We start from the raw sequence: 15,751 nt of genomic DNA, 5'->3' as shown, positions 1-15,751 counted from the left end.
GTTTGCCCTCCTGGCCTGACATGGACTACCAAGCGATCCTGGACACCATCCACCGCGACATCCAGCCGTACCTCGGCCAGGGGCGGGTTGCCGATTACATCCCCGAGCTGGCCGGCGCCAGTGCGACGGATTTCGGCATGGCCATCGTCACCCTGGGCGGCGATGTTTACACGGTGGGCAAAGCGGATGTGCCGTTCTCGATCCAGAGCGTCTCCAAGCTGTTTGCCTGCACGCTGGCCTTCCAGCTCGAAGGCGAAACGCTCTGGCAGCGCGTCGGCCGCGAACCCTCCGGCAGCGCTTTCAACTCGCTGGTGCAGCTCGAATACGAGAACGGCATCCCGCGCAACCCGTTCATCAATGCCGGTGCGCTGGTCGTGACCGACGTTCTGTGCCGCCGCTTCGTGCAGGCCGAGACCGCGCTGGTGCAGTTCATGCGACGGCTGGTCGACAACCCACGCATCGACTACGTGCGGCGCGTGGCCGAATCCGAACTGGCCCATGCCGACCGCAACCGCGCGATGGCCCACTTCATGAAGAGCTTCGGCAACCTGCACATGCCGGTGGAAACTGTCATCGATGCGTACTGCCGCCAGTGCGCCATCGAGATGGATTGCACCGACCTCGCGCGCGCCGTGCTGTTTCTCGCCAACGGCGGCGTTGTGCCGTGGAGCGGTGAGCACATCGTCGGTGCGAGCCCTGCCAAGCGCCTCTCTGCACTGATGCTGACCTGCGGCACCTACGACGCGGCGGGCGACTTCGTCTATCGCGTGGGGCTGCCCGCCAAGAGCGGCGTGGGCGGCGGCATCGTCGCCGTGCTGCCGGGCGAATTTGGCGTGTGCGTGTGGTCTCCGGGGCTCGACGTCAGCGGCAATTCGCTGGCCGGCCTGCAGGCGCTGGAATGGCTCACGACACTGACCGGCCGCTCGATATTCTGACGCTGGCGCCACGGCACGCTGCGTTGGCTTAGGCGGCTTCCGTGTTGCGCTCGACTTCCTCGGCAATGGCGTAGCGCGGCCCGACCGAGAGGCAGAACTCACGCGCCATCGTGCGCGCCAGGCCGACGATGGCTTCGTGCACCTCCAGGCCCGCCCCCGCGCGCCACGACGCGATGATCGGCAGGGCAGGCAACGCCGGCTCCACTTCCAGCACCGTCAACGCGCCGCTCTCAATGCGGTCGCGCACCAGCACGGTGGGCAACGCGCCCACGCCAAAGCCATCGCCCACCAAGCGCGTCATGGCGGCCACCGAATTGACGCAGTTCACGCGCGGTGATTCCACCCCGCTCAGGTGCAGCAGGTTGAGCATGTCCTGATGCGGCCGGGAGTTGCGCACGAAGGTGATGAGCCGTTCGCGCGCAAGTTCGCCCAGGCTGCCGTATGGGTGCGCCAACCGCGAGTTGGTGGCCACCACCCAATGGATCGGGTACTGCGCGAGCTGCACGTTGCGCACGCTTTCGGCGCGCAGCAGATCGGTCTGGAAGGCAATGTCGAGCGCGCCCTTCTGTAGCTGCTCGACGAGGTGCATCGCGCTGTCGGCCACGAGTTCGATCTCCAACGCGGGAAACATCTCGGCCGTGCGCGCAATGAGCGGCGAGAGCCACGTATGGATGACGCTGTCCATCGCCCCGACCCGCACGCGCCCTTCAAAGCCCGGGCGCTGTGCCACCGCCGCCTGCAACTGGTGCAGCGTGCTCACCATGCGGTCTGCATATTCCAGCACCTTGTGGCCATCGGGCGTGAGTTGCACGCCGCGTGTGTCGCGGTCAAACAGGCGTACGCCAAGCTCTTCTTCCAGCGCGGCAATGCGCGCAGAAATCGATGCCTGCGTGGTGAACAGCTTGTCTGCGGTGAGGCGGAAGCTGCGCAGCCGCGCCACCCAGACAAAGGTTTCCAGAAAACGTAGGTTCATGCCCTGCCCCTCGTGTTTTTGTATGCGGCCCGGTTGCGGCGCACTCGCTGCGCCATCGGCCCATGCAGCGCGCTCAGGTTACGGATTTTCGTGCTGCGGCGCACGCCCATGCATGCGTGCTCGGCGGTTTTTACCAACGCTCGGCCAAAACTGCCACGGAACCTCGTAGTTTCTACAACGCGGGCGCGCCCACACCGGCGCCGCACTACGTAATTCGCCAATAGCTGCGTCGGCAACCGGCGTCCAGAATGCCCCTATCCCCCGATTGCTTTCAATCAGGCCCACCCCGTATGGGGCGCCGCTGGAGAACACCATGCCCGCCATCGACGAGATCAACGGCCGCATCGTCTACTACCGTCCGCCGCCCCCGCCGCCGCCCCCACCCACCCCTGAGCAGAAACAAGCCGCCGCCGACGCCAAAACCAAAACCGACGCGGCCATCCAGACGGCCAACACGGCGGTCAACGACTACATCAACAACGGCGACGACTCCAAGGCCGCCCAGGCCAAGCTCGACAAGCCGCTTTCGGACGTCATCAACTCGGTACAGAACGAGTTGCGCCGGCAGGCCGACGAAGCGCCCGCTGGCGGCGAGAAGAAAGCCATCGAAGACGCAGCGGACGCCATCAAGAAACGCGATCCCGATGCCAAATGGCTCGACAAGATCGTCGACGATGCAAAAGACGCCGTAGAGAAGCAAGACCCGAGCCAGCGCACCGCATCGGAAGCGCGCGACGGCGTGCTCGATGCGCAAGACAAGCTGCAGGATGCGCAGAACATCAAGGTCACCAATCGGACCATTGCTGAAGACAAGCAGGACTCGATCAACACGGCGCAGGCCAACCTGGACAAGGCCATCCAGGACTTCAAGACCGCCATTGGCGGCGAGCTTTCAAGCTACGAGAACTTCGGCTCGGGCGATAACCTGAAGGCGGCTAACGACGCCGCCGATGCGCTGGCAAAGGCCCACCCCGATTGGGACGAGGGCAGCCTCGCGTTTGCCAGGAACATCGCCACAGCCGATGCGATCCAGTACCAGATCAACCACATCAACCCGAACGACCCGACGCTGTCGGCGCAGGACAAGGCGCTCGCCACCAACGATCCGGTGCAGTTTGCGTGCGTGCAGCTTGCGCGGCCGCACGCCAATGACAAGAACGCCGAGCAGATCTACGAGCAGATCGGTGCAGCCAGCTACGACGTGCGCGTGAACTACACCAAGGATCAGGTCGCGGCCAAGATGAAGGCGGGCGATGCGCAGGGCGCGCTGAAAATCCTGTCGACCAACATGAACGACGTGTCGGTCACCAGCGCCGACCCCGACGCGCGCGACCATCTGTACCAGGTGGCCGGCGCCCCCTTCTTCAACGCACACAGCGACTACTTCAACAAGCAGATCAGCGACCTCACCCAGGTCTACAAGTACAACCCCGACGACCCGGACGCCAATCGCAAGATGGCCGACAGCACGGTCAAATACGACGCCGTCGGCAAATGGATGAAGGACCTGGCCAAGGTGGCGCCACCCGAGGTGGCAAACAACCTGCTGACCACCGTAGAGGATCGCTTCAACGACAACGGCAAATGGTTCCAGAGCAACGCCGGCGCCGACACGTCGGGACTCGTGCCCCACGGCTCGGACTTTTACGGCGGCTTGAGCCTGACGGCCGCCGTGGCCGATTCGCCGCGCTTTGCCAGCGACCAGCCAAGCACCGATCACGCCCAGCAGGTTGCCAACTGGCTGACCACCGACTCCAATGCCAAATCGTTCCTGTACAGCATGCAGACCTCCGGCTCGGGGGGGAGCATGCCGTCGTGGGTGCCGGTGCAGAACGCCGTGGGCGACGGCAACGGCGCCACCGTCACCAACGCGCTGATCCAGCAGCACGGCAAGGACTTGCCCAACGCCGACATGCTGCAACGCGCCTTTGACCGCGGCAACGAGAAGGTCCAGCAAAAGCAGGCGGAAGCCGACTACAAGACGTTCCAGTCCGACCAGAACACGGGGCTGAAGAACATCTTCGGGCAGATGTCCAAGGCCACCTTTGGCAAGGACACACCGCTCTACAACGACAAGGCGCAGTCTTTCACTGGCCCTGATGCCGACACGCAGCTCAAGAACTACATCGGCGGCGCGCTGATGATCCAGGCTGACAACGCCGGCGCGCAAAGCAGCGGCACCACCGGCACAGCGTGGTTCACCAGCGGCAACAGCACCAAGATCATCGACGAGGTCAACAAGAAGATCCACGAGGTGGGTGGCGATAACCCGACCGTGAAAGCCATTCCGATTGCCTACGTGGACAAGAGCGCAGGCGTGATGCCGACGGCGTTGTTCGAAGTCACCGACAAGAACGGGGGCAAGCCGCACTACATCGACGATCGCGGCTGGGACTACGAAAACCTCGACGACTACCGCCATAACAACGCCCTGTCCGACGGCGGCACGATCTACGTGCCGAAGAACCTTGCAGGCACTGTGGCGCTCGACAGCAAGGGCATTCCCGACGTCGATCACTTCAGTGCGCACATCACCACAACGGGGCAAAAGATCCGGCACGTTGTCGACATCGTTGCCGGCGTGGCCACGGCGGTGGGCGGGGTGATCCTGTCGGTGGGCACGTTCGGTGGCGCATCGATTGTGGGCGGCGCCATGGTGGCGGTGGGCACGGGGTGGATCGTTGGGGAGTCGGTCGACCACCTCAACACGCTGGCCGACCACGGACGCTCGTGGTCGCCCACCAACCCCGAGGCCTTTAACGACTGGCTCGCCATCGTCACATCGGCAGCGGGTGAGTACAGCCTGGCGGGCAAGGGTGTGTCCGCGCTGTCGGAAGCGGCGGCGGCCTCAAAGATGTTCACGCTCACGCGCTCGGCTTCGGATTTGGTGGCCGGTGGCGGCGGCATCGTCATGACGGGCGCGCAGGTCAAGGACCTGCTGATGTACGGCGACCGGATGTCGGGCGAGCAGAAAGCCGAATCGATCATGTTCCTGGGTCTTGGCCTGGGCCAGGTGGGCGCCACGCGCATGCTCGAACGTGTTGGCCTGTCGCAAGGCACGGAGCGCGTCGGCCTGCTCAACGCCCTGAAGAACAACGCCGACCGCTACAGGCCCACCGAGATGGTGTCCGAGCCCACCACGGTGGCTGCCAACGACCCGGCCAACGCCGGCCGGCCCACAACCGACCCGACCACCGAGCCGGTCATCACGCAAACCAACGGCAAGACCAACGAGCCGGGCGGCACCACGGCCGGCACCGAAGGCAAGGACGGCACGACAGGCAAGCCGGGCACGGACCCGATCGACCCCGCCACCGGCAAGCCCAAGACCGCAGGCGACCCAACCACGGAACCCGGCAAAACGGGCACACCGGGCGACGAAGGCAATCCAACCAACACGGGACCCGCCCGCCCTTCGCGGCCGCTGCCCGGCGCTTTGGATGACCTCGCCAACCCGGAAGTCACGCTCACGAACTTTACCGACACGCAAAAGGCACTCGACGCCGGCACGCAGAACGCGCTGTCGCAGCATGCCGACCTTCTGCTTGACGCAGAGAATTACCGTACCAGCGGGACCACCGCTGGGCGTCACCCGCGTGGCATTGGCGTGCGGCGCCTGGCCAGCGCGCTTTCGAAGATGAGCGATGAGCAGCGGCAACTCATCCTGAGCAAGGCCGAGTTCGCGCACGATACCGCCAACATCAAAGACCCCGTGCGCATGAGCTGGCGCCAGCGCATGCAGCTCTATCGCGGCAAGTCGTCGGTGTTCGGGCGCACGGCCGATCGCATCATGTCGCCGGTGGACCGCATCCAGGCGATGTTCATCGACCGCGGCATCCGCAACTTCTTCGTCAAGGGCGGCACCGAAGACGCCGCCGCCGCGCTGATGGGCAAGCGCATCCTGATGGTGACGGGCTTTACGGTGGGACGCGACCCCGCAACAGGCCGCATGCTGCCGGAAACCGATGGCCCCGTCGGCACAGGCGAGAAAGCCGCCACGCTCGCGCAGGCCGGCTACGACATCACCGTTGCCACCGATTCGGCCAACATGCCCGTGCTCCAGTCGGTGCTCGATACCTATCCGGGCGGCCACCTCGTCAAGCTCGAGCTGTTCGATGCAAAACGCGGTCAGCCCGCGCGCGATGCGGCCAACGAACTGCTCGACCGCGTGCAGCCCGAAGCCGTGGTGGCCATCGAGCTGCCGGCGCGCAATGCCGACGGCGACTACCTGAACATGCGCGGCATCTCGGTTGCCGACGTCAATGCGCCGAAAGACCAGATCATTCTGGAAGCCAACAAGCGCAAGGGCATCGTTACGGTGGGCGTGGGTGACGGCGGCAACGAAGCCGGCATGGGAAGCCTGCGCAGCAAGATTCCGCCGGTCACGCTGGCTGACGGCAGCACAGTCGATTTTGCCTCGACGGTGCCGGTGGACTTTCCTGTCACGGCGTGGAATTCCAACTTTGGCGCGCAGGCCATCCTGGCCAACATGCTGCGCAACATGGGGCGGCTGGATCTCATGCCCAAGCCGGAGCAACTGCACGCGGCCATCAAGGCTTCGGTGGATGCCGGTGCGGTGGATGGCGTGAGCCGCAAGGGCGAGGCCAGCGTCGACGGTTTCGCCTCGCAGGTGCACCAGGGCATGCTCGTGCTGTTGCGCAACGCCATGAACCACATGCCCGACGGCAAGACGTTTGACGAGGCCACGCCCAACGAACCCTTCACCGTTGCCGCCTTCGACTCCAGCAACGGCGGGCTGATCGCGGCCAAGAACATGCTGGCAATCATCAAGGCCGCAACGGGGGAAGACCTGCAGATGGTGCCGGTGGTGGACCATGCCAACGCGCCCTACGGCCCCAAGAGCCCCGACACGCTTATCCGCCTGGTGGGCAATGGCCTGCAGACCGCACAGCGCCTGAAGGCGGCCATGGTGGCCATGGCGTGCAACACCGCGTGTACCGCGTTCCCGAAAGCGCTGGACAACGTGGATGTGCCCGTCATCAACCTGATTGACGTGACCTCGCGCGCCATGGTCGAACACGGCGGTGACCGCCCGGCCGTCATCGCCACAGCGGGCACCGTCAAGAGCGGCGCATACCAGAACAGGGTCGCCGAGCTGACCAATGGCGACATCACCCCGCAGGCCGTGGCAGCCCACAAATTTGCGGATTTCGTCAACGACCTCAAGCACAAGAGCGATGACCCGGCGGTGAAGGCAGAGCTGCAAGCCGCCTCGGACAAATATGTGGAGGAGCTCGACCCGAACACCACATCGCTGTGGCTGTGCTGCACGCACTACCCGGCCATGAAGGATTTTCTCGTGACCTCGCTGCAGAAGCGCGGCATGGATATTCCCGTGGTCGACCCGATGGAGTACCAGGCCAGAGCGCTGCTCAACGAAATCGGGAAGAGCGAATGGCACACGCCGAGCGCGGCGTATTCCACCGACCCGTACGTGGTTACCTCGGGCAAGACCGGGCCCGTGAGCGAATCGGTGCAGAACCTGATGGAGCGCCTCAATGTGCCCGTGCAGCGCGTGCGCAGGTTCGGCCCCGGCAAGACGCTGGACGGCACCATCCCGCCGAACCCGCGCATGGAGCCCACGCCCATCAGCAACGCCGTGATGGCGATGTTCAACCCCGACATGGCGCGCATTGAAAACCCGAAGGGGGTCGACAACGCCGCCGCCGCGCTACAGGACAGCAACCGAATCCTGGTACTGGCCGGCGCCCGCAATGCGCATGGCGCTGTCGACACCGACGGCATTGCCGGCGCTGCCGTGTTTGGTCATGACATGCAGGCCTCGGGCAAGCAGGTCGTCTATGTGGTCCCGCACGAAGCGGTGCCCACACTCGATGCCGCGCTTCAGGCACGCGGCGCAGCGGTCAACGACTACAGCATCGTCCCGTTCGATGCGGCCCCCGGCGAGCCGGCACGCACCACCGCGCAAGACCTCATCAACCAGGAGTCGCCCGACACGATCGTCTCCATCAACGTTCACGGTCGCAACGCCGATGGCCGGTATATCGACCAGAACGGCAACGACGTCACTGACCAGACCGTGCCGCTGGACGAAGTGGTCGCAGCCGGCTGGAAGACCGATGGCGTGACTACCATCGGTGTAGGCTCGCGCGGGCATGAAGCCGGCATGGGCAACACGCGCCGCACGGCCCCGCAGGTGACGCTGCCCGACGGCACCGTGGTCGACCCCCGCTCGGTGGTACCGGCCGACCACTACGTGAGCGCATCCAACTCCAACTGGGGCGCGCACGGGCTTGCCGCATCCGCACTGAAGGCCGCCGGCCGCACGGATTTGCTCAGCACACACCAGCAGCACATGGACGCGCTCCAGGCCAGTGCCAACGCCGGGGCGGTAGATGGCGTCACCGGCCGCGCCGACCCCACCGTGGGCGGACACGACAGCAACACCTACCAGACCGTTGTGCAGATGATCAATCTGGCCGCCGGCAAGAAACCTGACGTGCCCCCACCCGCGGCAGCAAACGCGACGGGGCCGAAGGGTCCGGACGGTCCGTCGCCGGACACGCCCGCCCCCGGCACGCAGGCCTCCAACAGCAAGCCCACGGAGCCCAGCACCCCGCCCATCAAGACCGGCGAGGCCGGCGACGATGGCAACGGCACCCCGCCCACCGAGCCGAACAGCGCCGCCAGCGCCGGAGAACCCAAGCGCAAGCCGTGGATCCGGTGGATCTTCGCGGGCTCGCTCACCGGGGCGTTCTCCACGGCTGCGAGTTCCGCCACACTCACCGGAAGCGCCGCTACGCACGCGGTATTCGACCCGTCCGTCACGAGTCCGCTTTCATTCATGTATCGCGGCAGCATCGCGGCGCTGCGCGCCAACAAGACACGCGCGATCAACGAACAGCTTGGCAAGCTGGAGACCGAGGATTCCGCCTCGGCGCTGGCGTGGCTCAAGGCCAACGTGCGCGATCAGGCGGGCCGCTGGGGGCTCTCAAAGACAGACCGCGCGGCCATCGGTGAAGCGCTGGATCACTTCCAGGCCAACCCGGACGCCCTCACCGATGCGCTCAGCAAGAAAGACAACCCCGACGCCAAGACCGAGCGCGACGTGCAGCGCCTGCAAGCGCTCACGAGCGCACCGGCGAAACTGCTCTCTCCGAAGAGCCCCATTGGCCGCGCCAACGACACGCTGCAACTGCTCACGCTTGCGCTGAATAACGGCAACACGGCCTACTGGTTTGCAACGCACGGTGCCCACCTGAACACACCGTCGTTCTGGAGCAATGCGCTGTTCCTGAGCGCCAACCTGGCGCTATCCAGCCGCAACTTTGCTGGCCGCCTGGGCGCCACGTTCAACGACAAGGCGACCAACACGAGCCCGTGGCTCAACCGTGCCCAGGCATTCACGATGTCGCTGTACACGGTCGGCTCCGTGCCCCTGGCGATGAACGACGCGCTCATGCATACGAACAGCCCGGCCATGGGCGCCACCAAGGCGGCGTTGGACCTGGCATTCGGGGCAGGCGCCCTGCGCATTGCCGGCGACCTGATGCCCAAGGTCGGCCAGCGCCTGCCAAGCAATCCCATGATGCCCGGCGGCGTGATCCTGGGTGTGGCGGCGGTCACGCGCTTCGGCATCGAGCTGTTCGTGCCCAACCAAGCGGCTAAGCCGGCCGTTGCGCAAGTGCAGGCCAATGGCAACGGGCAGGATCAGAACACTCAGCCCATTGCCGCGTTCCCGCTGCCCGACATGCAAGGCGTGAGCGGTGACGTGCTGCGCGCCAACGCTCCGCACGCGTTACCGTCGATCGGCACTGCCACGTCGCCGCAGTACGCGATCGTTGGCCCTGGCGACACGCTCTGGCAACTGAGCGCAGCCGATGCCGCCAAGCTGCTCGGCACCACGGGCCCGGCATCCGAGCCGCGTACGCTTGCCGCGTTCGACAAGCTGCCGCCGATGAACAGCCAGTTCGACTGGGCCGCGCTGGACGGCAATCCGTACACACAGGGCGCAACGGGGCAGGATCCGGATCTTGTCGTCCCGGGTGACATCGTGCGGATCGGATAAACGGAAAAGGCGAGCCACCTACGGCGGGCGCAGCAGTCAGGCGCCCGCTGTTTTTTGTGCGCGTTCAGGAGGTTGACGACACGTACGGGTTACCCACCGCATCCGCACCTTCAGCCCAGCGGAGCAGCGCGGCAACGTCGCGGAACAGCGTGCGGTCAATGGTGGTATCCATCGGTACGGTGTCGTGCAGGCGCTCCGCCAGGCCGGCGTTGGCTGCGGTCGGGACGAGGTGGGATTCGGCCATCTGCCGGATGCGCTGCACGGACTCGCCGCTGCCCTTGGCGATCACCATCGGCAACGTGCCATCGCCGGGGTAATACAGCGCCACCGCGTGCCGCGCACTGAACACGATGGCAGTGGCAATGCGCATGCGATCTTCCAGCGCGCTGTATTGCACCTCCAATGCAAGCTGGCGGCGGCGCCCCACGATATGCGGATCGCCCTGCAACTCGCGGTGCTCACGGCGCAGTTCTTCGGTAGACATGCGGTTCTTTTTGAAGAATTCGAAACGCACGTGCCAGTAGTCGAGCGCAGCCATCAGCACGTACACCACCGCCCCCCAGCCGAACAGCACAAGAACCAGATGCGCCACCACGGCCAGGATGGCCGCAGGCCGCCCGTAGCCCGCCTGCAGCGGCAACGCCAATGACCCGCGAATCACGACGAACAGCGTCAGCGCCAGGCAAGCCACCTTGAACAGCATGATGGCCAGGCCGATCAGGTTGCGCACCGAGAACATGCGCTGGATGCCTTCCCCAGGATTGAGCCGTGACATTTGCGGCGTCAGGCGTTTGGGCGCGAACATGCCGCCCACCTGGGCAAACGCGCCCAGCACCGCCAGCACGGTCACCAGCACCAGCACGGCTGCGCTCAACAAAATCCATTCCGCCCCTGCCGATACCAATGCCTGCCGCACCGCCGCAGCCGGGTCGCGGGCCTGCGCCACGGCAGTCACGTTTTGTATCAGCAAGCCGCGCATGCGTTCGAGCAACCACGGCCCGCCTTGCCACAACAGCACGAGCATCCCGATAAAGACAAGCGCGCTGGTCACGTCCGTACTGCGAACGACTTCGCCTTCGCGCCGTGCGTCTTCCAGCCGGCGCTGGGTAGGCTTGTGCTGTTTCTCGCTCATGCGCCGGGGCTGTGCAGCAGCGCGCGCAACAGCCAGACCATCTCGCCGTTGCCGGCCAGGAAGGTGCGCAGCGATTCAAAGACAAAGCCGAGGAACAGCACCATCATCAGCACGGCCAGCAGGCTCTTCACCGGCTGAGCAAACAGGAACACGTTCAGCTGCGGCACAGAGCGGTTGATCAGCCCGATACCCAGCTCCGCCACCACCAGCACGATGATCACCGGTGCGGCCAGTTTGAGGGTCCAGCCGAGCACGCTATCGGCCTCGTGCACGGCAAACTGCTCCAGCGCGACCGACGCGCTGGGCAGCATGCGTTCGATCGGCCAAAGCTTGTACGACTCGAAGAACGCACCAAGCATCACGTGCAGCCCGCCGCCCGTGACGAACAACGTGACGGCCATGAAGCCGAGAAAGCTGGCGGTCTGCCCGCTCTCGTGCCCCGCCACCGGGTCAAAGAAGGACGCGTTGCCCGAGCCGGTCTGGAAGTCGATCAGGTGGCCGACGTTCTCGATGGCCCAAAGCAGCGCGCCAAAGGCCATGCCGAGCAGAACGCCGATCAGCGCTTCCTTGAGCGCGAGCGCCATCCACAGCCCGCCGCCCTGCACGTTCATGGCCGCGCCCTCCATGGACGGCGCCACGAACACCGCGAGGATGGCAATCAAGCCGCTGCGCACCATGCCCGTCACCACCCGTCCGCTGAACACCGGCACGATAAACATGATGGGCAGCAGACGCGGCATTACCAGCAGCGCCTGCCGGAACAGGCCTTCCATGGAGTGGGGATCGAACCCTTGCATCGGCTCAGGCGGCGGTCTTCTGGCCGGCGAACTGGCGCGCGAGCTGGGCTTCGAGCGCGGCGTCTTCTTCCTGCCATTCGGTCGCTTGGCGCCGGGCGGCCACCACGCGCTGCTCGGCACGGTCCACCGCTTCGCATTTGGCGTTGGCGCGGGCCACATGCCGCTGCGCACGGGCCTGCGCGACCTGCTCGGCCGCCAGCGCCGTGCCGGTGTGCTGCGATTCGACATGCGCGTCCAAGATGGCACGATCCAGCGCCAGCCGCGCGGCATTGGCGCCGCACAGCAGCGCGACGGCACTGCGCGCATCTTCACGCACGGCTTGCTCAATGGCGGCGTCGTGCGCAGATCGCGCCGATACCGTCTGCTGCAGCCCCTGTTGCGCTGCCGCGTTCTGCGCTGCGGCCTGCGCGACCAAGGCGGCCTGCTTCTGAGCGCGCGCTACGGCACCGAGCTTGCGCGCCTCGCGCACGCGGGCGAGTTGGCGGAGCACATCGCTCATAGCGCCCCCACCACGGCTTCGAGATCGGCCACGGTGCGCTCCAGCTTCACACGCGCATCGGCGTCCTGCTCAAAGAAGCGCGTGAGCGCGGCATGGGCGCGCAATGCGGTATCGCCCAAGGCATCGCTGCCCTCGCGGTATTCGCCAATCTGCACGAGCAATTCGATCTCCTGGTATTTGGCCAGCAGCTCGCGCACACGTTGCGCGGCGGCGCGGTGCGCGGGCGTGGTCACCTGCGGCATCACGCGGCTGATGCTGGCCAGCAAATCGATGGCCGGATAGCGTCCCGCCAGCGCCTGCTTGCGCGAGAGCACGATGTGCCCGTCGACGATGGAGCGCACCTCTTCGGCAATCGGGTCGCTCTCTTCATCGCCCTCCACCAGCACGGTGTAGAACGCGGTGATGACGCCATGTGCACCGGCACCGGCGCGCTCCAGCAATTGCGGCAATACCGAGAACGTCGACGGCGGAAAACTGCGCCGCGTGGGCGGCTCGCCGCTCGCGAGGCCCACCTCGCGCTGCGCCCGCGCAAACCGCGTGAGCGAATCGACCAGCAGCAGCACGTTCTTGCCGCGGTCGCGGAAGTACTCAGCCACAGCGGTGGCCACCAGCGCGCACTTCACGCGCTCCATGGCCGGGCGGTCGGAGGTGGACACCACCAGCACCGTCTTGCGTCGCGTCGCCTCGGGCAGGCACAGCTCCAGGAATTCGCGCACTTCGCGCCCGCGCTCACCAATCAGCGCGATGACGTTGACGTCGCTCTGCGCGCCGCGCGCAATCATGCCGAGCAGCGTGCTCTTGCCCACGCCCGACGGTGCGAAGATGCCCAGCCGCTGGCCGATGCCCACAGTGAGCATGGCGTCGATGGCACGCACGCCGGTGGAAAGCGGCGCGTCGATGCGGCGGCGCGATAGCGGGCTCGGCGGCTCTGCGTGCGTGGAAACACGCTCGTTGGTGAAGAGCGGGCCGCCGTCATCCATGGGCGCGCCCAGCCCATCCAGCACGCGGCCAAGCAGCGCATCGCCCACGCCAAAGCGGTGCGCGCTGCCGGACGGGATCACCTCCGTGGCGGCCGACAACCCGTGCACGCTCCCAAGCGGGGTCAGCAAGGTCGACTGCCGCTCGAAGCCGACGACTTCCGCATAGACGCTGCGCTCGCCGGGCGTACGCAATTCGCACACCTCGCCCAGCCGCGCCTGGATGCCCGATGCATTGAGCATGAGCCCCACCGCACGGTGAATGCGCCCACGCATCTGCACGCCCGCAGCCATACCGTCGGCGCGCTCCAGCACGTCGCGCAGGCTGCGTTCCAGATCGCCTGCGTCGATGATGTGGCTGACGGCGGGTTCGGTCATGTTTCGTTCCCCGCCAGTGCAGCGTGCAGCGCCGCCAGTTGCGTGTCGATGCCCGCTTCAACCACGCCGGATGCGGTCTCCACCACCAGCGCCTCTTCCGACAGGCTGGCATCGGGCACCACGCGCACGCGGCGGGTACCGTCGGTCATGGTTCCCAGCACGCGTTCCAGATCGGCCACCTGCTGCGGGGCGATGCGCACCGTCAGCACAGGCTCGTGTTCGACCAGTGTTTCAATGCGCGCAAAGGCTTTGGCATAGATGGCCTCGCGCGGCAGATCAGCCACCAGCTCGCGCACGGTGCGCGTGACGAGCTCCGCCATCAATTGCTTCATGGCCGCCAGCGCGCGCGCGTTGGCAAGCGCATCGGCATACAGCCGCGTGGCGGCTTCGCGTTCACCCTTTTCATAGCCTTCGTCGTAGCCGGCCTTGAGTTGTTGCTGACGATGGGCTTCGGCATCTTCCAGCAGCCTCTCGCGCTCTTCCTGGGCGTTGCCGAGGATGCTCGTGGCGTCGAGCAGCGCTGCATACTCGTGCTGTTTGAGCACCTTGCGCTCGCTCAGGATCTGCAGCTTGTCGGTGGTAATCAGAAAAGCCAGTCCCATGCCGGCACCTGTTCAGGAATCAAGCTCAGCCGCAGCAGCTCACCCAGTTCTGCGCGTTGCGTGCGACCCAGCAAATAGGGCGGACGATCGGCATCGACCGCGTTGCGCGGAAACTTCAAAGGCAGCCGGCGGATGACGGCTGGGCCAAAGGGCACCAAAAAATCGATCAGTATCCGGCGCCCACGGGCACGCAGCGTCTCCACCGCCAGGCGGGGGTGCTGACGCTGCGCCTGCAGGGTTTCGGCGACGGCGTCGAAGGCCGGCATGCGCTCCAACGCAAATGCCACCAGCGGCGCGCCGAGCGCCAGATCGATGGCCTGCCGCGTCTTGCGCGGGACTTCGCCCTCGCGCAGCCACTGGCGATGCAGGCAAAGGCCGCAGCACACGGCCAGGCGCTCCAGCGCGTCGGCTGGCAACAGGGCGATGCGCTTTTCCACGGCAGCAAAGTCGTAGTCCCATGCGCCCTGCAACTGATGGGCTTGCAGCAGGGCCCGCGCCAGCACAGCGCGCCCTGCCTCGCCGTAACGGGCGGGGTCGCGCAGCGCAATGGGCCAGTCCGCCGGCAGCCACGACGCATCGATATAGCGATCCGGCCGCAGGTTGAACGTGGCAACCAGCGCTGCCAGGCGGGCATCGGTGGTCATGACGCGCGCTCCGGCCTGCGTCCGCTGAGGTTGTCGAACACGCCCCGCCGCCATGCCACAAGACCTGTCACAACAAGCGCTGCGATGATCAGCAAGCCGAGCAACCACACCAGCGGGTTGCGCGTGCTGAATGTGCCGAGCAACGCCGCGCCCTTTCGCACATCCACGGGCACGGGCTGCGCGCCCTGCAGGAACAGCGATACGTTGTCGTAGCTCAACCCTTCAATGCTGTGCGCGACGAGGTCCTTCACCATCGGTGCCATGGCGGTGAGGTTCACGCCGGGCCGGTAGCGGATGTACACGGCTGCCGACGCGGGCTTGGCCTTGTCGGCCAGCGGATCATTCTCGGGAATGACGACATGTACGTGCGCCAGCATCACGCCGTCCACATCCAACAGCGTGCGTGACAGCTCCTGCGATACGCCGTAGATGTAGCGCACCCGCTCTTCGGCTGGGGTGGCCACGAGCCCCTGCTTCTGGAACACCTCGCCGAGCGACGCGAGGCGCGGGCGCGGCAAGCCCTGCGCACGCAGCACGGCCAGTGAAGGGCCCATGTCGGCCTGATCGACGGTGAGCGTCCAGGTGCGGCCCTCCTGCCCCTGGCCGTCCTGCACGAGCTTCTGGCCGCTGATGCCGGCTGAGGACAGCGCGGCCACCATCTCGTTGACCTCGACCTCCGACAGGCCGCTGTACAGCTCCTGCTCGCACCCGGCCAGGCCGAAGAGGCAGGCAAGCGCCATCAGCACACCCAGCAATCGGTTCAT

General features: G+C 66.1%; 10 protein-coding genes. 2 read left to right on the top strand and 8 right to left on the bottom strand.

Annotated elements, in window-relative coordinates; all coding sequences use genetic code 11:
- Nucleotides 1–20: 20 nt before the first annotated feature.
- Nucleotides 21–935 carry a glutaminase gene (locus ACTJK4_RS09980; RefSeq protein WP_316870829.1) on the top strand — a complete coding sequence of 305 codons (915 nt, stop codon included), beginning with the start codon at nt 21–23 and terminating at the stop codon, nt 933–935.
- Nucleotides 936–963: 28 nt separating this feature from the next.
- On the opposite strand, the gene ACTJK4_RS09975 is transcribed toward ACTJK4_RS09980, so the two are convergent.
- Entirely contained in the window at nt 964–1,908 is a 945-nt protein-coding gene (locus ACTJK4_RS09975; RefSeq protein ID WP_045201589.1) for a LysR family transcriptional regulator, read from the bottom strand.
- A 313-nt stretch (nt 1,909–2,221) separates the two neighbouring features.
- On the opposite strand from ACTJK4_RS09975, the gene ACTJK4_RS09970 reads away from it, so the two are divergent.
- A complete protein-coding gene (locus ACTJK4_RS09970; protein WP_440817824.1) occupies nt 2,222–9,958 on the top strand; it encodes a glutamate cyclase domain-containing protein in 7,737 nt (2,578 codons plus the stop codon).
- Nucleotides 9,959–10,022: 64 nt separating this feature from the next.
- Here the strand turns inward: ACTJK4_RS09970 and ACTJK4_RS09965 are convergent, their stop codons facing one another.
- Genes ACTJK4_RS09965 through sctJ form a run of 7 tightly spaced genes read right to left on the bottom strand, consistent with a single transcriptional unit; the run spans nt 10,023 to nt 15,751 of the window.
- Complete coding sequence (locus ACTJK4_RS09965) at nt 10,023–11,090, bottom strand: EscU/YscU/HrcU family type III secretion system export apparatus switch protein (protein WP_440817822.1); 1,068 nt, start codon at nt 11,088–11,090, stop codon at nt 10,023–10,025.
- Nucleotides 11,087–11,863, bottom strand: a complete 777-nt coding sequence (sctT, locus tag ACTJK4_RS09960) for a type III secretion system export apparatus subunit SctT (protein ID WP_440817820.1) — start codon at nt 11,861–11,863, stop codon at nt 11,087–11,089. The genes ACTJK4_RS09965 and sctT overlap by 4 nt, the downstream gene beginning before the upstream one ends.
- 28 nt (nt 11,864–11,891) lie before the next feature.
- On the bottom strand, nt 11,892–12,386 hold the full coding sequence (locus tag ACTJK4_RS09955; protein WP_440817819.1) for a hypothetical protein: 495 nt from the start codon (nt 12,384–12,386) through the stop codon (nt 11,892–11,894).
- On the bottom strand, nt 12,383–13,741 hold the full coding sequence (locus tag ACTJK4_RS09950) for a FliI/YscN family ATPase (RefSeq protein ID WP_260801568.1): 1,359 nt from the start codon (nt 13,739–13,741) through the stop codon (nt 12,383–12,385). The genes ACTJK4_RS09955 and ACTJK4_RS09950 overlap by 4 nt, the downstream gene beginning before the upstream one ends.
- Nucleotides 13,738–14,343, bottom strand: a complete 606-nt coding sequence (gene sctL / locus ACTJK4_RS09945) for a type III secretion system stator protein SctL (protein WP_440817817.1) — start codon at nt 14,341–14,343, stop codon at nt 13,738–13,740. The genes ACTJK4_RS09950 and sctL overlap by 4 nt, the downstream gene beginning before the upstream one ends.
- Entirely contained in the window at nt 14,325–14,987 is a 663-nt protein-coding gene (locus ACTJK4_RS09940; protein WP_440817815.1) for a SctK family type III secretion system sorting platform protein, read from the bottom strand. The genes sctL and ACTJK4_RS09940 overlap by 19 nt, the downstream gene beginning before the upstream one ends.
- On the bottom strand, nt 14,984–15,751 hold the full coding sequence (gene sctJ, locus ACTJK4_RS09935; RefSeq protein WP_440817814.1) for a type III secretion system inner membrane ring lipoprotein SctJ: 768 nt from the start codon (nt 15,749–15,751) through the stop codon (nt 14,984–14,986). Before sctJ ends, ACTJK4_RS09940 begins: the two co-directional genes overlap by 4 nt.

Origin of the sequence: Ralstonia sp. 22111 (assembly GCF_052045895.1) — a bacterium.
Classification (GTDB): Bacteria; Pseudomonadota; Gammaproteobacteria; order Burkholderiales; family Burkholderiaceae; genus Ralstonia; species Ralstonia wenshanensis.
Note: the sequence above shows the minus strand (reverse complement) of the source record. Positions and strands in the feature narration are given on the sequence as shown.